Source organism: Thermoflexibacter ruber (assembly GCF_900113045.1).
GTDB lineage: Bacteria > Bacteroidota > Bacteroidia > Cytophagales > Thermoflexibacteraceae > Thermoflexibacter > Thermoflexibacter ruber.
Window position 1 is genome coordinate 1 of record NZ_FONY01000003.1, and the last position, 20313, is coordinate 20313.

General features: G+C 38.2%; 16 protein-coding genes. 9 read left to right on the forward strand and 7 right to left on the reverse strand.

Annotated features, from left to right (window positions below):
* On the forward strand, positions 1-314 hold a 314-nt coding region (locus BM141_RS02040), incomplete at its 5' end, for a transposase (RefSeq protein ID WP_143090758.1).
* A 1-nt stretch (position 315) separates the two neighbouring features.
* On the opposite strand, the gene BM141_RS23615 is transcribed toward BM141_RS02040, so the two are convergent.
* Positions 316-438, reverse strand: coding sequence for a hypothetical protein (locus BM141_RS23615; RefSeq protein WP_262509444.1), 123 nt, complete (start codon positions 436-438; stop codon positions 316-318).
* An 84-nt stretch (positions 439-522) separates the two neighbouring features.
* On the opposite strand from BM141_RS23615, the gene BM141_RS02050 reads away from it, so the two are divergent.
* The gene (locus tag BM141_RS02050; RefSeq protein WP_091539185.1) at positions 523-1548 is read left to right on the forward strand and encodes a M28 family peptidase; all 1026 of its coding nucleotides are present in this window, start codon (positions 523-525) and stop codon (positions 1546-1548) included.
* Positions 1549-1565: 17 nt separating this feature from the next.
* Here BM141_RS02050 and BM141_RS02055 read toward each other — a convergent pair whose 3' ends face one another.
* Positions 1566-3749, reverse strand: coding sequence for a carotenoid oxygenase family protein (locus tag BM141_RS02055; RefSeq protein ID WP_091539189.1), 2184 nt, complete (start codon positions 3747-3749; stop codon positions 1566-1568).
* 561 nt (positions 3750-4310) lie between these two features.
* Between BM141_RS02055 and BM141_RS02060 the strand changes: the two genes are divergently transcribed.
* Genes BM141_RS02060 through gmhA form a run of 3 tightly spaced genes read left to right on the forward strand, consistent with a single transcriptional unit; the run spans position 4311 to position 6883 of the window.
* Positions 4311-4838: a hypothetical protein gene (locus tag BM141_RS02060; protein WP_091539192.1), complete on the forward strand. Its 528-nt coding sequence runs from the start codon at positions 4311-4313 to the stop codon at positions 4836-4838.
* 48 nt (positions 4839-4886) lie between these two features.
* Positions 4887-6323, forward strand: coding sequence for a D-glycero-beta-D-manno-heptose-7-phosphate kinase (gene rfaE1, locus BM141_RS23505; protein ID WP_091539196.1), 1437 nt, complete (start codon positions 4887-4889; stop codon positions 6321-6323).
* The gene (gmhA, locus tag BM141_RS02070; protein WP_091539199.1) at positions 6320-6883 is read left to right on the forward strand and encodes a D-sedoheptulose 7-phosphate isomerase; all 564 of its coding nucleotides are present in this window, start codon (positions 6320-6322) and stop codon (positions 6881-6883) included. Before rfaE1 ends, gmhA begins: the two co-directional genes overlap by 4 nt.
* A gap of 41 nt (positions 6884-6924) precedes the next feature.
* Here the strand turns inward: gmhA and BM141_RS02075 are convergent, their stop codons facing one another.
* Entirely contained in the window at positions 6925-7119 is a 195-nt protein-coding gene (locus BM141_RS02075; protein WP_091539203.1) for a histone H1, read from the reverse strand.
* A gap of 301 nt (positions 7120-7420) precedes the next feature.
* On the opposite strand from BM141_RS02075, the gene scpA reads away from it, so the two are divergent.
* Positions 7421-9553, forward strand: coding sequence for a methylmalonyl-CoA mutase (gene scpA / locus BM141_RS02080; RefSeq protein ID WP_091539206.1), 2133 nt, complete (start codon positions 7421-7423; stop codon positions 9551-9553).
* Here the strand turns inward: scpA and BM141_RS02085 are convergent.
* From BM141_RS02085 to BM141_RS02095, 3 genes are all read right to left on the reverse strand, one after another.
* Positions 9550-9843, reverse strand: coding sequence for a hypothetical protein (locus BM141_RS02085; protein ID WP_143090759.1), 294 nt, complete (start codon positions 9841-9843; stop codon positions 9550-9552). The genes scpA and BM141_RS02085 overlap by 4 nt on opposite strands.
* 64 nt (positions 9844-9907) lie before the next feature.
* The gene (locus BM141_RS02090; protein ID WP_143090760.1) at positions 9908-10189 is read right to left on the reverse strand and encodes a hypothetical protein; all 282 of its coding nucleotides are present in this window, start codon (positions 10187-10189) and stop codon (positions 9908-9910) included.
* 218 nt (positions 10190-10407) lie between these two features.
* Complete coding sequence (locus BM141_RS02095; RefSeq protein ID WP_143090761.1) at positions 10408-11517, reverse strand: hypothetical protein; 1110 nt, start codon at positions 11515-11517, stop codon at positions 10408-10410.
* A 306-nt stretch (positions 11518-11823) separates the two neighbouring features.
* Here BM141_RS02095 and BM141_RS02100 point away from each other — a divergent pair, with 306 nt between their 5' ends.
* From BM141_RS02100 to BM141_RS02110, 3 genes are read left to right on the forward strand one after another with little or no spacing between them, the layout of a single operon-like run.
* A complete protein-coding gene (locus BM141_RS02100; protein ID WP_091539218.1) occupies positions 11824-13545 on the forward strand; it encodes an AAA family ATPase in 1722 nt (573 codons plus the stop codon).
* Positions 13546-13580: 35 nt separating this feature from the next.
* On the forward strand, positions 13581-14558 hold the full coding sequence (locus tag BM141_RS02105; RefSeq protein ID WP_091539221.1) for a helix-turn-helix domain-containing protein: 978 nt from the start codon (positions 13581-13583) through the stop codon (positions 14556-14558).
* A gap of 36 nt (positions 14559-14594) precedes the next feature.
* Complete coding sequence (locus tag BM141_RS02110; protein ID WP_091539223.1) at positions 14595-17753, forward strand: HsdM family class I SAM-dependent methyltransferase; 3159 nt, start codon at positions 14595-14597, stop codon at positions 17751-17753.
* On the opposite strand, the gene BM141_RS02115 is transcribed toward BM141_RS02110, so the two are convergent.
* Complete coding sequence (locus BM141_RS02115) at positions 17750-20284, reverse strand: heavy metal translocating P-type ATPase (protein WP_245763963.1); 2535 nt, start codon at positions 20282-20284, stop codon at positions 17750-17752. The two genes, BM141_RS02110 and BM141_RS02115, sit on opposite strands and share 4 nt — an antisense overlap.
* Positions 20285-20313: the final 29 nt, after the last annotated feature.

Sequence of the window (20313 nt, forward strand, 5' to 3'; positions counted from 1 at the left end):
TAAAAGAAGAATTTGCAGAAAGAAACTTGCACTTAATCACTAAGTTAAGAGCTAATATGAAGAAAAATCAAGTATTAACAGAACCACAAGCCTATTATTTAAGGCATAGAGGATTGATAGAAACTGCTTTCGATGTACTTAAAAATCAACTAAATATAGAACATTCAAGGCACAGAAGCCCTAAAAATTTTCTTATTAATTTGCTGGCAGGCTTAATTGCTTATACATTTTTGGAAAAAACACCAAACATAAAAGCATATCCACAAAAATTAGAGGACAAACAAATTGTATTTATTCAAGAAAATGTAAAATAATTCACGTTATATTAGTAGCTGTTACTTTTGTCCAAGTAAACACCTCTGTACGGCTTCCGCAAGCATAAAGAGCAAGTAAAATGACTAAACTACCAATGATAAGTAGATTATACCTAAATTTCATTTTTTTAACGCTATCAAAAAATTTGTAACCAACAAAATTATTTAACTTTCGGACAAGTTTTTTCAAATTAACAATCTTTACGATATGCTCCGCAATATTTTATTTTTTAAAATACTTATTATCAATACCATAGCTATTCCATTTTTTTTTCTTTTTTCCTGCGAGCAAAAGAAAAAAAGTAGAGAAAATGAAAAGCCTATTCCCGTTGTCCTACAACCCGCCCCAGATTTTAATGCAGATTCTGCCTATTATTTTGTAGAAAAACAAGTCAGTTTCGGGGCGAGAGTACCTAATACCCTTGCTCATGAAAATTGTGCGAACTTTTTGATAAGCCAATTAGAAAGCTATCATTGGCAAGTTACCCCACAACGCTTTGAAGCAGTGGCGTTTGATGGCACGGTGCTAAAATCGACCAATATCATTGCAAGTTTAAAACCTGAACTCAAAAAACGCATTTTGTTAGCGGCACATTGGGATTCTCGTCCTTTTGCCGACCAAGATAGCCAAAGAAAAAACGAACCTATTTTAGGGGCAAATGACGGAGGCAGCGGTGTAGGTGTGCTTTTAGAAATTGCCAGATTACTCCAAGCAGATACAGCCAAGCTCAATATCGGAATAGATATTATCTTTTTTGATAGCGAGGATTACGGACAGAAAGAGGATACCAAATCTACTGATTATAAGCCTGATACATGGTGCTTAGGTTCTCAATATTGGGCAAAAAATAAGCATATTCCTTCCTATATGGCTTTTTATGGGGTTCTTTTAGATATGGTCGGAGCGAAAGGAGCAAAATTTTACCAAGAAGAAAACTCTATGAAGTTTGCCCCAAGCATAGTACAAAAAATGTGGTCTATTGGGCATCAATTGGGCTACCAAGATTATTTTATTTTTGAGTCTTGTGGAAATATTACTGATGACCACTTGTACGTCAATCAGTTAGCTAAGATTCCTATGATAGACGTTATCCAATATCACCCTAAAAACGGTTTTGGTGAGTTTTGGCACAAACATACAGACACTATGGACATCATAGATAAGAATACACTTAAAGCAGTAGGGCAAACGTTAGTACAACTACTTTATAATGAGAACGTTCCTACACAGTAAAACCAAGATGCATCTACTCAAAAATGAGGATACACAAACTCATTAAAAAATGCTTGCACTTCTTTCCTTTTCTTAGGTCTAATGATGCTCTTTATCAGTTCATTATAATCATCTCTGACAGGAATATTGTACTTCGTAGAGCTTTTGCCTAAGGTTGGAATCCAAGTACAGTGAAGCGTAAAAGTAAATGCCATCTCGGGGTGTTCCAACTTGCAAATAGGTTTGCTCAAATCTTTGGCATCAAAAATCCATATTTGGTTGAAGTATTTGGTATTAGGTTCTTCGCCTTCGCCTATGAGCATGGTGCAAAAAATATATCCGTGCAGTTCAGGCTCTACTCCCGTAGGTACTTCTCCCTTTTTAGGCATGAATTGGATACTCCTGAGATTGTAGTTGTTAGGGAAAACATACACTTGCTTTGCTTTCATGTTGCTGGTGTCTATGTGTAGCAAGGTGTAAGGTATCTGCTTCTTTGTGAGTTCTTTAAGTTCTGAAAGCGGAATAATTCTATTGGGATAATCTGCATACAGATTGTAGATGAATTGGGAAAGCATATCGCGGTTTAGCCCATAGGTTTGCCAAAAAATATGCTTGATGTGGGAAGTTGGGACTGTAGGGGAAATAATGTTTCTAAAGGTGTGCAAACCTACTCCCCAAGAATTTGCCCCTATCTGACTTGGATTTTGTGTATTTCCTTTTTCGCAAAAAATCGCTTGTTTAGTAATTTCTGCTTTCTCAGCATCAATTTCAAAACGCCCAATTCGCCCAATATCCATATCTCCCAAAGCAAAAATCCCCATGTAGTCTTTGTCAATCGCTTGACCGTCAAGAGCTGATACATCGTAAGGACGCAACCACTCTGCCAAGCAAGCTGCGCTGTTATGAGCAGTATGCAACACAATCGTATGATTAGGATTTTCGTATTCCGCTGTAAAATGCACGCACTCCAAAGGAATGGGCTTGATTAATTTCTTTGCTTTTACTTTGCTTACATTTGTCTGTAAATCAGCTCTTTTTACGATGTAAACATCTGTAAAAGGCTCCATTTCTCCTGAAATTAGCTTGCGAATAATGCGGTCAATCGTGTAATTATTTGGGAAAGGGTTGTTTACTAAAATATCTATGGAAAATTTGAAAGAGGAATCAATCAGAACGATATAGTCCCTCGTCAGGCTAATCTGGTGAATACACTGCTTTATGGCAATGGCTTTCCCATTTTCATCAAGCACTTCCCACTTGTTTAGTTTGCCTTGCTGCCCGTTCCATTCCAAAATATAAACACTGTCGTAAGTTTTTGTATTTTCATTGATATAGTTTTCTACTTCACCTAAAATCCAATTCAGAATTTTTTTCCACCAAGTAGGTTTTCCCTTGATTTCCAAGCGAATATTTTTTAAGAAATGATTGATCTTTTGTAAAGATTCTTTTCTTTCCCCATTTTCTACTTTCTCCAACAATTCCTCTAATTTATCTTCGACCTTCTGCTCATCCTCGAGCATCATCTCAAAAATTTCCATAGATGAAAGCATAGTTTGCGTGGATTTAGTAAAATTTACCGTATAAAAAATCTTTTTTACTGGGTCAAAGACAGGGTGAGCAGTACTCTGTACCAAGGGGAAAGGGAAATTGAGCAAGGGCGGCGTAGCGGGTAGCCACTCAGTATTTCGCCCAATTGGGGTTACTACTTCCAAAGAAACAGGGTCAATCTCATAGGGTCGCCCTACATCGTAGGTCGCCACCATTCTGCTATTTGTATCTCCCTCGAAGGCAAAAGGGACTAAGGCAGTATTGAGTTCGTTTCTTGCCCCCAAAGCCAAAGAGATACGAGAAATACCCATGTTTCTGAAAAAAAAATTCTTGTATTTATTTGGGTCTGCTTGAGGATTATCTTTCTTAGTAGCAAGGTCGGCGTAATAGCAAGGCGTTTTGAGCAAGCGAGTTTTGAGTTTGACTTTTTTTGCCTCATCAAAATCGAAGCGAAAAACGTAAGCATCTCCATTCATAATAGGGCTAGCATATTCCCTATTGAAGCTTCCATCTTTATTTTTCTCAGGGAAAGGTAAACCATTTGAATTGACGCTTCCACAAGGCGAATTGACAAAAACATGACCATAAATGTCCTCAGGAATTGCACCCTCTACTACTTTCAACTCTACATCCAATTCCTTCCTACTTGCGTACATGACAGGGCGATTCATCATTGTCTTTAGTGTTTTGAGTTTAGTAGGCGAAAGTAACAAGAATTTTAGAGAAAGCTGAAAATATACCTAATAAAAGTTGTGATTCTCCTATTTTTTTATGCCTAACTTTGTGAAGTTTAGTTAGTTCAAAGATAACTATCCTCCGAAAATGTGCTATTAGGGTAAAAGATATGTGGAATTATACTCAAAATAAAATGATTTTTCAATCCCTTTCTCTTGCTGAGAAAGGAACTTTGGTTCTCTGACACTTTTGGTGGAGTTAGCCAATGAACAATACTACATCTAACTTTAAGCCCGTAGGGCTGTCATCTTGGTAGAAAAGAATAAGCCCAACCCACCTACAGCATCGCCGTAGGCGTGAAATATGCCACCGTTACGCGGTTTTATTCATTATTTTCTACAAAAATAGCACACCTACGGTATTAGTCAAGGGCAGATGAAAGTCCATTGCTTACATAAGTTTTACACAGAAAGTGTCAGAGAACAGGGACGTTGGAGTAAAGAAAATTTTAAAAACACTTTGGATTGAGTATAACAAATAATTTTAAAAAGTTAAAATCTATGAGAAATCAGTATTTTTTCTTGCTTTGTTTGTTGCTTTTAGCTTGCCAAGAAAATAATAATCAACAATTACCGAACATTGTGCTTAGTCCTAATTCGTCTTACGTATCGCCAGAAGGAAACTTTGAAATATTTTTTCCTCATAAACCGCTCATTTCTTCTTTGGAAGGGCAGGTGCAGGGACAGAAAGTTATCAATTATGTTTTTGTATATGATAGTGGGAAAGAAAAATATGCAGTAAACTATGCCGACTACCCAGACAGTTTAAATATTGATTTAGAGGAAATTAAGCAGAAGGGTTTGCAAAGCATGGGAGAGGTCATCATGAAGGAAGAGAAGCAGGTAAGTTTAGGAAAATATCAAGGTTTGCAGTATCAAGCCCAAGTCAAAAATGGCATCGCCAAAGCAAGTGTGGCAGGGAAGATTTACTTGGCAGGACATCGCGTTTATCATATTTCTGTTTTTACTAACAAAGAATTGCCTGAAAACACCCAAACCTTTTTAGATTCTTTTGTTATCACTAAGTAAAATAGCTAAGTTTGCAGTTTGAAATTAGCACAGCTATTTTATTTACTGATGAAGATAAATTTTAAGCACCCACACCCACAAATTTTAGTGGTAGGGGATTTGATGATAGACCATTACCTTTGGGGGAGTTGTAGCCGAATTTCGCCTGAAGCTCCTGTTCAAGTAATTGATATTCAAAGAGAAACTACTGTGCTTGGAGGTGCGGGAAATGTGGTAAACAATCTACTGACTTTTGGCGCAAAAGTTGAAGTGGGGGGGGTAGTAGGCAAGGACGAAGCAGGGCAGGAGTTAGTTCAAATGCTCCAAAATGCAGGAGCAGGCACTTCGCTTTTGCAAGTACAAGAAGGGAGAAAAACAAGCAAAAAAAGTAGAATCATTGCCGCTAACCAGCAAGTAGTTCGCTATGACAAGGAGTCCAAAGACAGTATCAGCAAGGAAAGCGAACAGAAACTGCTCTCAGGAATAGAAAAAAACATTCACCAATACCAACTTATTATTCTTTCTGATTATAACAAAGGAGTGCTTACACCTACACTCACTCAGGCAATCATTAAGATAGCTAATCTAAACAATATCAAAGTATTAATAGACCCAAAAGGCTCGGATTATAGCAAATATACGGGTGCTTTTCTCCTTACGCCAAATAAAAAGGAAGCAAGTACAGCCACCAGCATTGAGATAAAAGACGAGCATACTTTGCAGGAGGCAGGATTTTTACTGAAAAAAAATTATCAACTTACCTATTCAGTCATTACTCTTTCAGAGGAAGGCATTGCATTTTTTGATGAGAAGGAAATGCACAAAATTCCTACCAAAGCAAAAGCCGTCTATGACGTTACAGGGGCAGGAGATACAGTATTGGCAAGTTTAGGCTTTGCTATAGCCAACGATTGGGACATGATTGAGGCTTGTAATTTTGCCAACTATGCCGCTGCCGTAGTGATTAGCAAGGTAGGAAGTGCTACGGCTACTCTGAGCGAAATAGAGGAGTACATTGCTTCGTATATTCCTGATTTTAACAGCGATACAGCTATTAAAACCAGAGAGGAAATAGCAGAAATTAGCAAAGACTTGCGAAAAAGAAATAAGAAAATTGTCTTTACTAATGGTTGCTTTGACGTGTTACACTTAGGTCATGTCAAATACTTAGAAAAAGCGAAAAGTTTTGGTGATGTCCTCATCGTTGGGGTAAATGCTGATGCCTCAGTGAAGCGATTGAAGGGAGAAGAAAGACCTATCAACCCCGAATACGACAGAGCATATCTCTTGGCTTCGCTAAATGTGGTGGACTATGTGGTTGTTTTTGAGGAAGATACTCCTTATAATCTCATTGAAGCAATCAGCCCAGAAATCTTGGTCAAAGGCGGAGATTATGAAGGAAAGGAAGTCGTAGGGAGCAACTTGGTCAAAGAAGTCAAGTTAGTAACTTTTGTAGAAGGAAAAAGCACAACAAACATCATCAAGAAAATTAAAACCAAAGCATGAAAACAATGATTTTGACTGAGTTACAGGCTCATAAAGCGGTAATTCAAAAAGTAATAGATACCCTCCAAGAGGATATTTTGAAAGCCTCAGAGATGCTCGTAGAAACGCTTAAACGAGGAAATAAAATTCTTCTTTTTGGCAATGGAGGGAGCGCAGGAGATGCCCAACACATTGCCGCAGAGCTAACAGGACGCTACAAAACAGAACGCAGAGGACTTCCTGCCATCGCACTTACTACTGACACCTCTGCACTGACAGCCATTGGGAATGACTATGGTTTTCAGAGAGTTTTTGATAGACAAGTAGAAGCGTTGGCGGTCAAAGGAGATTTGTTAGTAGGCATTTCTACGAGTGGGAATAGCCCTAACGTGATAAATGCACTAAAACTTGGGAAAGAAATAGGGTGTATGACTTTGGGATTGAGCGGAAGAGGGGGAGGAAAAATGACAGAATTTTGCGACTTGAACCTTATTGTGCCTTCGGAAGATACGCCTCGTATCCAAGAAATGCACATTTTGATTGGGCATATTGTTTGCCAAGCGGTAGATGATGCTATTTAGACCTTATAAGGTTTTCAAAACCTTATAAGGTTACTAATTAGTTACTTTTTTGTAGCTTCTTGTTCATTTTTAATGTCCTGAACATTTTTGCGAATGTCTTGTGCTAAATTCTTCAAGTCCAACATGCCCTTACGGATACGAGTACCAGCAGCCTTATTTCCCTGTTCGTAGAACTTCTTGAAATCAGCCTCTAAAGACATTACTAAATCTTTGATTTCATTGAATCTGTTTGCCATAATGATTAATACCTAATGTTTTAAAATTGATTAAATGTAAATTTCTTTAAGACGTAGATTAGTGTTGTTACCTAAATTCATTGGCAATTAATAACAAATTCGCTAATAATCCAAAAAAAAACGCTTTATTAATGCTGTTTACTGCTTTTTTTCCATTTGGCAGGATACTTTGTAGTGAATTATAACAAAATTTTACTGATACTGCTTCCCAATCAAAGAAACTCTCACTAATTTTGAGCAAAGCACAATTTATTGCTGAGTAAAGTTTTTACCGAGTTTATAGATTCCAGACTGATATACTATGTTTTCTCATATAACCTTTTCCGAAATACGACAACGTATTCAAAACCAATCTTTTACAGAAATAGAACAAAAAGATGCTTGGACTACTGCCGAGAAAATCAAGGTCAAGCCCTTGCTAAACAAAAAAGATATTCAAGGCGCTGAACATTTAAAATTTACCGCAGGAGTGCCACCCTACTTGCGGGGTCCTTACGCTACTATGTACGTCCAACGCCCTTGGACGATTCGCCAATATGCAGGTTTTTCTACGGCTGCGGAATCTAATGCCTTCTATCGCAGAAACTTAGCCTCAGGGCAGATGGGGCTTTCTGTGGCTTTTGACTTAGCAACCCATAGGGGTTACGACTCCGACCACCCCAGAGTAGTGGGAGATGTGGGCAAGGCAGGAGTAGCTATTGATTCTGTTTTAGATATGAAAATCCTTTTTGACCAGATTCCTCTGGACAAAATGTCAGTTTCTATGACTATGAATGGCGCAGTGATTCCTGTCATGGCTTTTTATATCGTCGCTGCGGAAGAACAGGGCGTAAAACCTGAACAGCTAAGCGGCACAATCCAAAATGACATTTTAAAAGAATTCATGGTTCGCAATACCTATATCTATCCTCCCAAGCCAAGTATGCGAATTGTGGCAGATATTTTTGCTTATACTGCGGAAAAGATGCCTAAGTTTAACTCCATCAGTATCAGTGGCTACCACATGCACGAGGCGGGTGCTACCGCAGAAATAGAGTTGGCTTATACGCTGGCTGACGGTCTGGAATACTTGAAAACGGGGTTAGAGGCTGGATTGGATATTGATGATTTTGCCCCTCGCTTGTCTTTCTTTTGGGGGATTGGCATGAATCATTTTATGGAAATTGCCAAAATGCGTGCAGGTCGCTTGCTTTGGGCAAAAATAGTTAATCAATTTAACCCCAAAAATCCTAAGTCAATGGCTCTGCGAACACATTGCCAAACTTCGGGTTGGAGTTTGACAGAGCAAGACCCCTTCAACAATGTAGCTCGTACTTGCATAGAAGCTATGGCAGCAGCTTTGGGAGGAACGCAGTCTTTGCACACCAATTCGCTTGATGAGGCGATTGCTCTTCCTACGGATTTTTCTGCCAGAATTGCCCGCAATACCCAACTTTTCCTTCAAAAGCAAACCCAAATCACCAAAGCCATAGACCCTTGGGGAGGCTCGTATTATGTGGAATATCTCACTGATAATCTGGTGAAAAAGGCTTGGAAGCTCATCAAAGAAGTGGAAGAATTGGGGGGTATGACGAAAGCAATAGAAACAGGCTTGCCCAAAATGCGGATAGAGGAAGCGGCGGCAAGGAAGCAAGCAAGAATTGATGCTGGCAAAGATACGATTGTAGGCGTGAACAAATACCAAACAGAAGAAGAAACGAAAATAGACCTCTTGGAAGTGGACAATACCGCAGTGCGAAATGCTCAAATTGCTCGTTTAGAACAGCTTAGGAGGGAAAGAAATCAAGAAGAAGTAAAAAAAGCCTTGGACGAATTGACCAAATGTGCAGAAACAGGAGAAGGCAATCTGCTCGAGTTGGCAGTGAAAGCGGCAAGAATAAGAGCGAGTTTAGGAGAAATTTCTACTGCAATGGAAAAAGTTTTTGGCAGACATCAGGCAGTTATCAAATCTATCTCAGGTGTTTATATGAGTGAAGTAACTGAAAACGAAGAATTTAAAAAAGCAAAAGAACTTTCTGATAAGTTTGCAGAAATGGAGGGACGCAGACCGCGTATCCTCATCGCCAAAATGGGGCAGGACGGACACGACAGAGGGGCAAAAGTGATAGCAACGAGTTTTGCCGATTTAGGCTTTGATGTGGACATTGGTTCACTTTTCCAAACTCCCCAAGAAGTTGCCTATCAAGCCGCAGAAAATGATGTACATATCATTGGGGCTTCCAGCCTTGCCGCAGGGCATAAAACTCTGATTCCCCAACTGATAGAAGAACTAAAAAAAATAGGCAGGGAAGACATCATGGTAATAGCTGGCGGAGTGATTCCCCCTAAAGACTATGATTTCCTTTATCAAGCAGGGGTAAGTGGTATTTTTGGACCTGGTACAGTAATTCCTGTGGCAGCACAGGAAATTTTGAGAAAATTGATGCAAAATTAAATTTTTTCTTTTGGTGAAAGCCGAAGAATCTCAGGAAGTTCTATCTTCCTTATTTCTAAGGATTTAGATAGTTTTTCAAACAATAGTGCTTGACTTTCTTTGCTCAAAGAAGATAAGGGGATAAGCATAGACTTAAAAATATCTGCCTTTAATTCCAAAGCATTGCCAAAGTCGTGGTATTTGATTTTATCAATATCTTTGAATTTAAGAGTGCCGATGGAAGAGTTATTTACCAAAGTAATTTCTTCCTCAGTCAGAATAACTCTATGCGGCGAATAAAACTTTTGCAAGAAAATACGGGCTAACTCTACTAAAAAAATTAAAATCCATAGAATATGATTAAAAAACTTAGGGTTAGGCATTGGGCAAAAAAGCAATTACTGAGTACAAAATTCCAGTAATGACTATCCACCAACGTACTTCTACCTTGCTAAAAGTAATCTCTGTAGCATTCTTAGGAGCAGTAAATTCCTTAGCTTTTTTTGCTTTTAAGCCTGTCGTAACAAACATGGGGGGCAGTACGCCTATCATAAGTTCTTTCAAATAGGGAAAATCTATCGTTTCACCTATTCCTAAGATAGCCAATACTACCCAAGCAACCACTAAGCAAATCTCGATAAGAGTAAGGAATTTCATAAGCAATGAAACAAAATACATAGTTTAACGGGAGTAACTTTTATTCAAAACAAATTTTAAATAAAGCCTTACCCCCGTTTATTTGTGGACAAATTTAGCGTAAATCATCAATTTTTCATTATTGTAACTAAAATAGTTACCCCTATAAGGATAAAAAACTGACTTTGATGCCCGTTTTGTATAGAAAAACTTAACTGACTACGCCTATATGTTAGGGCTTACTCATTCTTTGCATTAAAGCCAAAGGAAAGTCCAACCTGCATTCCATCTTTTCTGGGGACAAAGTAGGCATTCAAAGGAATATTCATTCTTCCAGAGCGAAAAGTTTTACCACAAGCAATGACAAAGCCTGTGCGAAGCTGACGTTCTCCTCTACTGTCCAAACGCTTCTCTGTAACCTGTTCAGGATTAGTAAATTCATTTTTCAGTTTCCAAACTCCATCTTCAAAATAGCCCTCTGCCTGAGAAATTGCTTTGAAAGTGGGACCAAAAGCAAATTCCCAACCGTTTTTGTTGTTCCTAATGCCATGCAAAATGCTAAAACTTGGGATAAATAGGCTCTGGTCTATGCCTGTAACCATAGGGATAAACTCAAATAGCCCTTGAAACTTGCCCTCATTCAAATACTGTTTTTCAAACTGATAGCCGAACTGAAACATCGTAGGGAGTACGTCAAAACCGCCTGTGGCTGTTCCTTCTTGCAAACGAGTGGCAATTTCTCCTGAAAATAAGGTTATGCCCATTCTGGGTCCGTCAGAGCGCAAGCGTTTGACTTGATTAAAAGCAGGATTGTTCAAAAAGGTTTCTTGCGTGTTTTTCTTAGTGAGTTGTTGGACGATGAAGTCTTCATTTTTTTGCCCAAAAAGTTCCCTCACTGACAATCGCAACATCAATTGCACCTGTTCAGGCAAGTAAAGGTATTCCCTGACCAAAGATTTTTCCATGTTTGCTTTTTCCACATCAAACAGTCGCAAAGTTACCATGATACTATTTCCATATTTCTCCACGCTTCCCATGAGCATTTTTTCAGCTTTGATAGCTTTGCCAGCCTCTACTAAGCACTGTTTCCCATAACAGCCTTTTACTTCTATTCCACTCTGTTTGAGCAAGTAAAAAACATCATACTTGTCTATGACCTCCATAGTTTCCAACTTTTCCAATTCCAAGCGAAGCATATTGCCTGCCTGCTCGGGCGTTTCGTACAAGCCCTGTACGTCTGCATGCAAAACAGCAATGACAGTACGTTTTTGCGCTTGGGTAAAAGACCTGTTTGTAAAAACACAAACAAGGGCGACTAAGAATGTGAAAATTAAATTTTGTGTTTTCATGTTATTTTTTGATTTTGGGTTTATTCATACTTTTTTGTTTTGCAAGTGAAACACATGCAAAGATGACCTTCAATATGGCACTTGTTATACTTGTTTTAATTAACATCACAAACTTAATACCTTGATTTTAAATTAGATAATTGCTTTTTACAGGCGATTAGGTAGGCTTTACGAAGAAGTGCAAATTCAAATAGCAAAAATACTCGGCTTGCATACTATTTGCGGAAAATATTTTTGTTATCTTTGCTTTTACGGAAAATCGCAAAAATATTTCCTACCTTTACTAAAAATAGCTGAAGAATTCCCATGCCTAAAATTCGCTTTCCTTATGGCATAAGCAACATAGAGCAGTTGATAACACAAGGGTATTACTTTGTGGACAAGACAGCTTTTATAGAAAAATTGGAAGAGAGAAGTGAGAAATTTATCTCTTTCCTTCGCCCTCGCCGCATAGGAAAGAGTTTGTTTGTGTCTATTTTGGAGTATTACTACGGCAAGGAATACCAAGCCAAGTTTAACCAAATCTTTGGCAAGCTGTATATTGGCAAGAATCCTACTCCCCTGCAAGGCAAGTACGCAGTGCTAACAATGGATTTTAGTGGAATAGATACCCAAACCGAAGAGAGCAGTTATAGAGGTTTTTTGGTAAAAGTGCGTAGCTACTTGCATAGTTTTATGATTCGCTATGAACTTTTTGATGAAGCAATCAAAAATGAAATCCTCAGCCAAGCAAGTCCTGATGGAGTAATGACTATGTTTTTCAACTTTTATCTTGCTCATTTTCAAGAAACACCTATCTACCTTATCATAGATGAGTACGACCACTTTACCAACGAGATTCTGCTTCAAGATTTAAGTCAATTCAAAAAAGCAGTTACTCAAAATGGGTATGTCCGCAAGTTTTATGAAACTATCAAAGAAGCAACTCGGAAAAATGTAGTGGATAGGGTTTTCATCACAGGTGTTGCCCCCATCACGCTGGATTCGCTGACCAGTGGCTTCAATATCATTACCCATTTGACGCATCACATTCAGTTTCACGACATGATGGGCTTTACCACAGAGGAGGTAGGCACTATGCTGGATTTGATTTTGGAAGACAAAACTCGCAAAGAAAACATCATGCAAGACCTCAAAGAGTGGTACAACGGATACAAGTTTCGGGTGGAGGCAAAAACTACCCTGTATAACTCTGATATGGTTTTGTACTTTATGTTGGCATGGGCAGATGAGCAGGCTTACCCTAAACCTATGCTTGACCCCAACATCGCCCCTGACTACGGCAAAGTAAAACGAGTGTTTGAAATCCAAAATCCAAAAGGAAACTATGAAGTCTTGGAAAAAATTATCCGAGAAAATGAAATTAACAATACATTAATTTTTCAATTCTCTTTTGATAAGCCCTTTGATGAAACTGCCTTTGTTAGCTTGCTTTATTATTTAGGGTATCTAACACTGAAAGAAGATATAGGGGCTGGGTTTGCTACTTTCAAAATCCCCAATTACGTCATCAAAGAATTGTATTGGGAATATTTTGCTTATCTGATAACAGAGCAAAAGCAACTCCCTTTCAACACCACTAAGCTCATAGAAGCCATGTCGCCTATGGCATTGAAAGGGGATATTTCTCTGTTTATGAGCATTATCCAAGAGGTCTTACAAACGCTTTCCAATCGTGATTTTAGGCAGTTTGATGAAAAGTATATCAAAATGCTCATCATCGCTTTTGCCCTGCAAAGTCAAATTTACTACATCAGAAGTGAAGCAGAAAACAGGGTAGGCTATACAGACATAGAGTTTATTACTCCCCCACAAAATCCCAATGTACTGCATGAATACATTTTTGAGGTCAAGTATTTGAGAAAAGAGCAAGCAAGTCTGTTGGCAAGCAAGCAAGAAGAAGCCAAAATGCAGATAAAGAAATATTTAGCTACTGATGATTTCTTGAAAAAGAGGCAAAAACTTCATGCCTATACTATCGTAGTGGTCAAAGATGAAATGTTTATAGATAAAGTAGAAAATGATTAAACCTCAAACCATTTCAAACAATATCAAATATTCTTATGGAAGCACAAATTCAATTCTTGCAAAAAATCAGGAACTTATCGCAGGGGCAGTATTCTTTTGCTGATGAGTTGGCTGAGGTCTTAGGATTGAGTGCAGACAGCATTTATAGACGCATACGTGGAGAAACCGCTCTTTCTGTGGACGAGTTACTCAAAATTTGTAGGCATTACAAGGTGTCGCCCGATATTTTGAATGAAACAGATTCGGGTTTTGTCAATTTCCACTACAATCTCTTGCAAAATGCAGCAGATTTTGAAAACTACTTGACCTCCTTTTTGGCTTCCTTGCAAATGCTCAAAAAAGCAGGAAAGTCCGCACAGATTATATATGCAGCAGACGATGTACCTATTTTTCACCATTTTAACTTTACAGAACACGCGGCTTTCAAGATGTTTTATTGGATGAAATCAGTCCTGAATATGGATATTTTTGCGGGCAAAAAATTTTCCTATTCCCTCATCAAGCCCGAACTCCTCCGATTAGGAAAGGAAATTTATGAAGCCTATTGCCAAGTGCCTTCCATAGAAATTTGGACAGAAGAATCGCTCAATAGTACCTTAAATCAAATTTTATACTATTGGGAATCAGGTCTTTTTGAAAATCCCAAAGAGATAGGAATCATCATAGAGCAAACTTACAAACTCATAGACTTGATTCAAAAGCAAGCCGAAGCAGGCTCAAAAACCTTAGATATTCGCAATAGGGATAATTTTTTAATGTATCACACTGAAATTCAGATAGGAAACAACTGTGTGTTGGTAACAGCAGGTGAGCAGAAAATGGTCTATATTCGCCACCAAACTTTTAATACCTTGCGAAGTACTAACCCCAATTTTTGCAAAGAAACACAGCAATGGCTTCAAAACGAAATTCGCAAATCCTTGCCTATCAGTGGAGTAGCTGAAAAGCAACGCTACCAATTTTTTCAAAAGATAAAACAAAAGATAGACAAATTAGCCAATAAGGTAGGGTAAGAAACTGTATATTTGCATTTTATTTTTCCAACAAAAATGAAAATAGAACGACAACTACAAGGAATACTCAGCTCCATTTTATCTAAGCGCATAGAAGCAAGGGGATTGCAAGATAAAATTTTACTTCCTGTCCAAGAGGAAGGAAGGGCTGACGTCATGCTCGTTGCTGCCAAAAATAACAAAAACATTTTTTTCATAGAACTCAAAGACCCAACCACAGTAGAAGGAAAAACAATTTATAATTTCCAACTCATTTATAGAGAGGCAAAAAGGGCAGAAAAATTAGAGGTAATCTATTTCGGCATCTGCAATTTTACTACGGCGGCTCTGCTACATAGGGACAAGATTTTAGAAAATTCTGATTTTCAGGGCAATTTGTTTTCTGCCACAGAAATACTGAATCTCCAAAGGGATTTTTCAGCTTTTATCAATCAAAAATACTACCTGCAAAAGATTGAGCAAATCGCTGATTTCTACTTAGATAAAGCCCTTGAAATTTTGCAAAACAAGAAAATTGTTGGCAAACCTCTTGATGCTACTTTCATTTTTGTTATCCAAGAACTCATCAATGCCTACACCGCAGACATTGCCTTGAAAGCCTTTGATAAGTATCAGAAAAACAGAGAGTTTAGACACAAAATACAATTATACGCCCAAAAACAGCAGTGGAACACCCCCACGACTTATGAAGAAATAGAAAACATCACTACGATTTCCCTACTTGTACTGGTTTCCAAGTTGATTTTCTACAAAACTTGCTATGACAATAAAGTCTGGACTGGGCTTTCCCCTCTCCAAATCTCTGAAAACATACAAGAGGCAGCAGATTTGAAAATAAAAATTTGGAGCTTTTTCGAGGAGTTTAAAGAGGCTACAGGAGATTTTGAACTGCTCATTGGGGAGAAAGAGGACATTATTTTTGACTTGCCTTTTGTTTCAGATAGCGTGCTTGAGGTAGTAAAAAAGATAATAGAGTCAGGTAAAATCTACGACTTCAGCAAGATAGAGTACGACATTATTGGGAGGATTTTTGAAGGATTGATTCGTCCTGACGAAAGACATCAGTTAGGGCAATATTTTACGCCCTCTGACGTGATAGATGTGATGCTGGCTTTGGTGATGAAACATGGAAAGGAAAAGGTTTTTGACCCTTCCTGTGGCTCTGGGACATTTTTAGTAAGGGCTTATCAGCGAAAACGCCAACTTTCCAATCAATCTCATCGCTACTTATTAGAAGATATTTACGGGAATGACCTTGCCAATTATCCCGCTTACTTGGCAATGCTCAACTTGGCTATTCGCAATGTAAGTTCGCCTTCTTATCCCAAAATCATCAATCAAGATTTTTTTAGCATTACTGACAAAACGAAAGTAGAAATCCATGATTTTGAGGGGAAAAAGCAGAAGAAAATATTACCCAAATTTGATATTATCATTGGCAATCCTCCTTATACGAGGCAAGAAGACATTGGGATAATGCAAGGCACGGTCAAAAAAGAAACTATCCAACAGTTGGTAAAAGATTATTGGAACATGACTCCTTCGGCTCGCACTTCCATTTATGCTTACTTCTTTTACCATGCCGCTCTTTTCCTCAAAGAAAATGGCTATTTGGCTTTCATTGTGTCAAATTCTTGGTTAGATACCGACTTTGGGGCAGATTTACAGCGATTTATGCTCAAAAACTTCCAGATTGTAGCTATTATGGACAGTGCGGTGGAACGCTTTTTCCCTGATGCTTCTGTAAATACTACTATGGTAGTTTTGAAAAAGGAAAGCAAGGAAGAGCAAAGAAATAACCATCTGGTGCAGTTTGTTTATTTTAAAAATAGCCTTGCCAACTTATTAAAAAAATACCAGACCGCAGACAAGTTAGTAAGTCATTTAACTCAAAATGAAGGAAATAACTCAGATTTTTCTTGCCGTAAAGTACCGCAAAGCCAACTTGACCAAGACATGAAATGGGGAAAATACCTCAAAGCCCCACAAATTTACTTTGATATCTTGGAAAAAGGCAAAAATAAATTTGTTCCTTTAAACAAGTTGGCAGAAGTGAGGTTTGGGATAAAAACAGGTTGCAATGAGTTCTTTATTTTAGAAGATTTCGCTACTCAACTGACTGACAAAGACTTAGGTTTTGCTGTCAATAACACAGGCAGAAAATATATCCATTCCATAGCAGAAGCCACGCAAGAAGGTTTAGCTATAGTCAAAAATGGCTTTAATGAGCTTTGGCTGATAGAAAAAGAGTGCGTAGCGGCTTTTTTGACCAGCCCCAAAGACGTAAAAACTTACCACGTACAGCAAAAAGATTTGACATACATGGTTTTACGCATCAGTGAAGCCCCAGAAGTAGTAAAAGATTTGTTCCCCTATACTTGGAAATATATTTTGTACGGGGAGAAAATGCAAATCCACGAAAGACCTACTTGCAAATCGCGAAAGTACTGGTACAGCATAGGAAATAGGGAAATTCCTCCCATGTCCTTTAACTATATGCTTAATGATGCAGGACGTACTTTTTTGGGAAATGTGCTTGCCATCAACAATTTTCATAATATCTATACTTTAAATAATACGAAAAGTATTTGGCTATATCTAAATTCTACTATTTCATGGCTAATCCAGCAAACAATGATAAGAAGTAATTTAGGAGATGGCTTAGGGAAAATAGAAACCTATGAATTAGCTAATTTCCCTGTCATTCAAGTAGATTTAGAAAACACAGACATCGATTTGGGGCAGACAAAAAGCTATAAAGAAGAATTAGGGACATTGAAAAGTTTGAAAACCGTCAATCCTCAACGCTTGAAATTGGACAATGCCATACTGACAGCGATTGGTTTTGTAGATAAAGCAGAAAGAGAAAAAACCTTATTAGCACTTTATCGAGTTACAGCAGAGATGATAGAAGCTCGCTTCCAAAAAGCACAAAGTATGGATATAGTGAAAAAAGAAAGAGAAAAAGTAGAAATAGAGGCTTACGTAGCAGAGTTTAGGCAAATCCTTGATTTAGAGCCTACAAAGCCTCAAAACAATCTCAGTTTTGCTAAAAAACTACAAAAGTTAGCTCCCTCTATCACCTCCAATTTGAAACTACAAAAGAAAATCATTAGCACCTATTGGCAGGAGGAGTTTCAAGAGCCTTTTGACGAAAAGAAAATGATAAAAAAAGAGCAAGGAAGTATTTTTTAGGAGTTCTTCCCTTTAACAATTCTCCTCGCCCACAAACTGACCGCCAGCGTAGCAAAACTCACTACGGTAATAGAACTCAAAGGCATCAAAATCGCTGAGATGACGGGCGTAAACAGCCCTTGCACAGCAAAACTTAGCCCTACTATGTTGTAAGCCAGCGAGATAGCAAAACTCCAATTCACAACTTGCTTGCCTGCTTTGGCAATTTGCAAAAATTGGGGAAGTTGGGTAAAAACACTTGCCTCTAAAATGCCGTCAGAAGCTGGCGAAAAAGAAGCTACGTCCTCGGCTAAGGCAATTCCTACATTGCTTTGCTTCAAAGCCCCTGCATCGTTCAGCCCATCGCCTATCATCATGACGTTTTTTCCTTTAACTTGCAAGTCTTTGATAAAGTTGAGCTTATCTTGGGGGGTTTGTTTGAAGGTCAAGTTCTTTTTATCAAAAATTTTGCTAAGGCGTTCTTTTTCTTGTTCATTGTCGCCTGAAAGCACCAAAAGTTCGTACTTATTTTCTAAGGAATTGAGCATTTTTTCTAAGCCTTTGCGGTACTCATTGCTAATCAGGAATTTACCTTTGTAATCTCCATTGATTGCCAAATGCACGACAGCAGAAGCCTCTGTACTTTTATCTTCTTTTTCATCTTTTACATAGGCAGAAATAAAACTGTAAGAGCCTAATAATAAGTGATTTCCTTCTATCTCCCCCTCTATTCCCTTGCCAATATATTCTCTAAAATTAGCAATAGCAAACGTTTGATTTTTTTCCGGTAGGTTCATTTTTGCCAATGCCTTGCTCAAAGGGTGAGTAGAGTTCTTGGCTACATGCTGCACCATAGCTAACTCTTTGTCTGTAAGTAATTTACCTTCATATTTTACTTGGGTTTTGTGCGTATCGGTAATTGTTCCAGTCTTGTCAAAAACAATGGTGTCTATGTTCGCCAAACTTTCTACGGCATCGGTACTTTTAAGGTACAATTTGTACTTTCCTAAGATTCTCAAGGTATTTCCCAAAGCAAAAGGAGCGGACAAAGCCAAAGCACAAGGGCAAGCGACAATCAGCACAGAGGTAAAAACTTTGAGGGCAGTCGAGGTATCTCCCTGCCAAAGCCAGTAAGCTGTAGCCGTAATAGCTACTAATAATAGATTGATAGTGAATCTTTTGCTAAATTGGTCGGTGATTCTTGTAATTTTAGAATTATTTTGTTTTTTAAAAATATCGTTGTTCCAAAGTTGTGTAAGATAGCTTTGCGAAAAAGGCTTCATCACCTCTAACTCTATCGTTCCCCCGATTTGCCTACCCCCCGCATAAATCATTTCTCCACTCACTTTTTCCACAGGCACTGCCTCTCCCGTTACAAAACTATAATCTATCAAAGCCTTTCCCGAAGCATCATTAATTTGTAACAAAATAGAATCCGAAGGAATAAGCTCCTGATTATGAATCACTATTCTATCGCCTACTTTGAGTTCTTTGACGGGTACATATTTTTCTGAATCTTGATTTTTGACCAACACAGAAACAGGGAAATAAGACAAATGGTCGCGCTCAAAAGAAAGCGATTGATAGGTTTTTTGCTGAAAAAGTCGTCCTAAGAGCAAAAAGAAAATTAAGCCAGCCAAAGAATCAAAATAACCCGCACCTGTACCCGTAAAAACTTCGTATGTGCTTACAAACAAAAGCACTATCATTCCCAAAGCAATCGGCACTTCTATATTGAGATGCTTTTGGCGGAATGCAGTCAGGGCAGATTGCAAATAATACATCCCACTGTAAAAAGCCACAGGGAGAGCCAGTATAAAATTTAGATAACCAAATAGTTTGCGAAAATTAGTTTCTATATAATCTGAAAAAGATAGGTACTCAGGCAGACTCAAGAGCATGATATTGCCAAAGCAGAAAAATGCTACGCCTAACTTATAGTACATTTGTCGGTAGGCTTTTTTATCTTGTTGGATTTCTTTTTGCTTGTTGCTTTCTTTTTTCTCTAAGCTATCCAGACGTATCAAGGGTGTATAGCCAATAGAAGTCAGCAAATCAGCCACTTGCCTTAGACTAATGCCTTCATGTTTGAAAGTAACACTGACCTCCTTACGCAAGAAGTTCACCCTTGAGTTTAAAATATTTTCATCTAATTTATGTAAGTTTTCTAATAGCCAGATACAAGCGCTGCAATGAATGGCAGGTATATAGAAAGTCATCTTACTAATACCCCCATCGGAAAAATCCAATAATTTGAAAGCAATAGCTTGGTCATCTAAAAAGGCAAATTGGGTGGAGGTAGGCAAGTCTTTGAGGCTTCGCCCTGCAGTTTTATCGGCTAAATTGTAGTAACTGCAAAGATTGTTTTCCTCTAAAATCTCATAAACGGTCTTACATCCTTGACAGCAGAATTGTTTTTCTTCTATTTTCAGGGCTTCGTTGGGTTCACATTCTTCTCCGCAGTGATAGCAAGCCAAATGTTGCTCTATGAGCGGCACATCAGTGATAATTTCGGGCATAATGACAAAATGATAAGTTGTAATTTTTCTCAAAATTGGGGGAAAGAGGAAAGAAAAAAAAT

Bases quoted from the DNA above. Each gene is read 5' to 3' on its own strand.
- BM141_RS23615 (WP_262509444.1), bottom strand. From the start codon at position 438: ATGAAATTTAGGTATAATCTACTTATCATTGGTAGTTTAGTCATTTTA.
- BM141_RS02050 (WP_091539185.1), top strand. From the start codon at position 523: ATGCTCCGCAATATTTTATTTTTTAAAATACTTATTATCAATACCATA.
- BM141_RS02055 (WP_091539189.1), bottom strand. From the start codon at position 3,749: ATGATGAATCGCCCTGTCATGTACGCAAGTAGGAAGGAATTGGATGTA.
- BM141_RS02060 (WP_091539192.1), top strand. From the start codon at position 4,311: ATGAGAAATCAGTATTTTTTCTTGCTTTGTTTGTTGCTTTTAGCTTGC.
- rfaE1 (WP_091539196.1), top strand. From the start codon at position 4,887: ATGAAGATAAATTTTAAGCACCCACACCCACAAATTTTAGTGGTAGGG.
- gmhA (WP_091539199.1), top strand. From the start codon at position 6,320: ATGAAAACAATGATTTTGACTGAGTTACAGGCTCATAAAGCGGTAATT.
- BM141_RS02075 (WP_091539203.1), bottom strand. From the start codon at position 7,119: ATGGCAAACAGATTCAATGAAATCAAAGATTTAGTAATGTCTTTAGAG.
- scpA (WP_091539206.1), top strand. From the start codon at position 7,421: ATGTTTTCTCATATAACCTTTTCCGAAATACGACAACGTATTCAAAAC.
- BM141_RS02090 (WP_143090760.1), bottom strand. From the start codon at position 10,189: ATGAAATTCCTTACTCTTATCGAGATTTGCTTAGTGGTTGCTTGGGTA.
- BM141_RS02095 (WP_143090761.1), bottom strand. From the start codon at position 11,517: ATGAAAACACAAAATTTAATTTTCACATTCTTAGTCGCCCTTGTTTGT.
- BM141_RS02100 (WP_091539218.1), top strand. From the start codon at position 11,824: ATGCCTAAAATTCGCTTTCCTTATGGCATAAGCAACATAGAGCAGTTG.
- BM141_RS02105 (WP_091539221.1), top strand. From the start codon at position 13,581: ATGGAAGCACAAATTCAATTCTTGCAAAAAATCAGGAACTTATCGCAG.
- BM141_RS02110 (WP_091539223.1), top strand. From the start codon at position 14,595: ATGAAAATAGAACGACAACTACAAGGAATACTCAGCTCCATTTTATCT.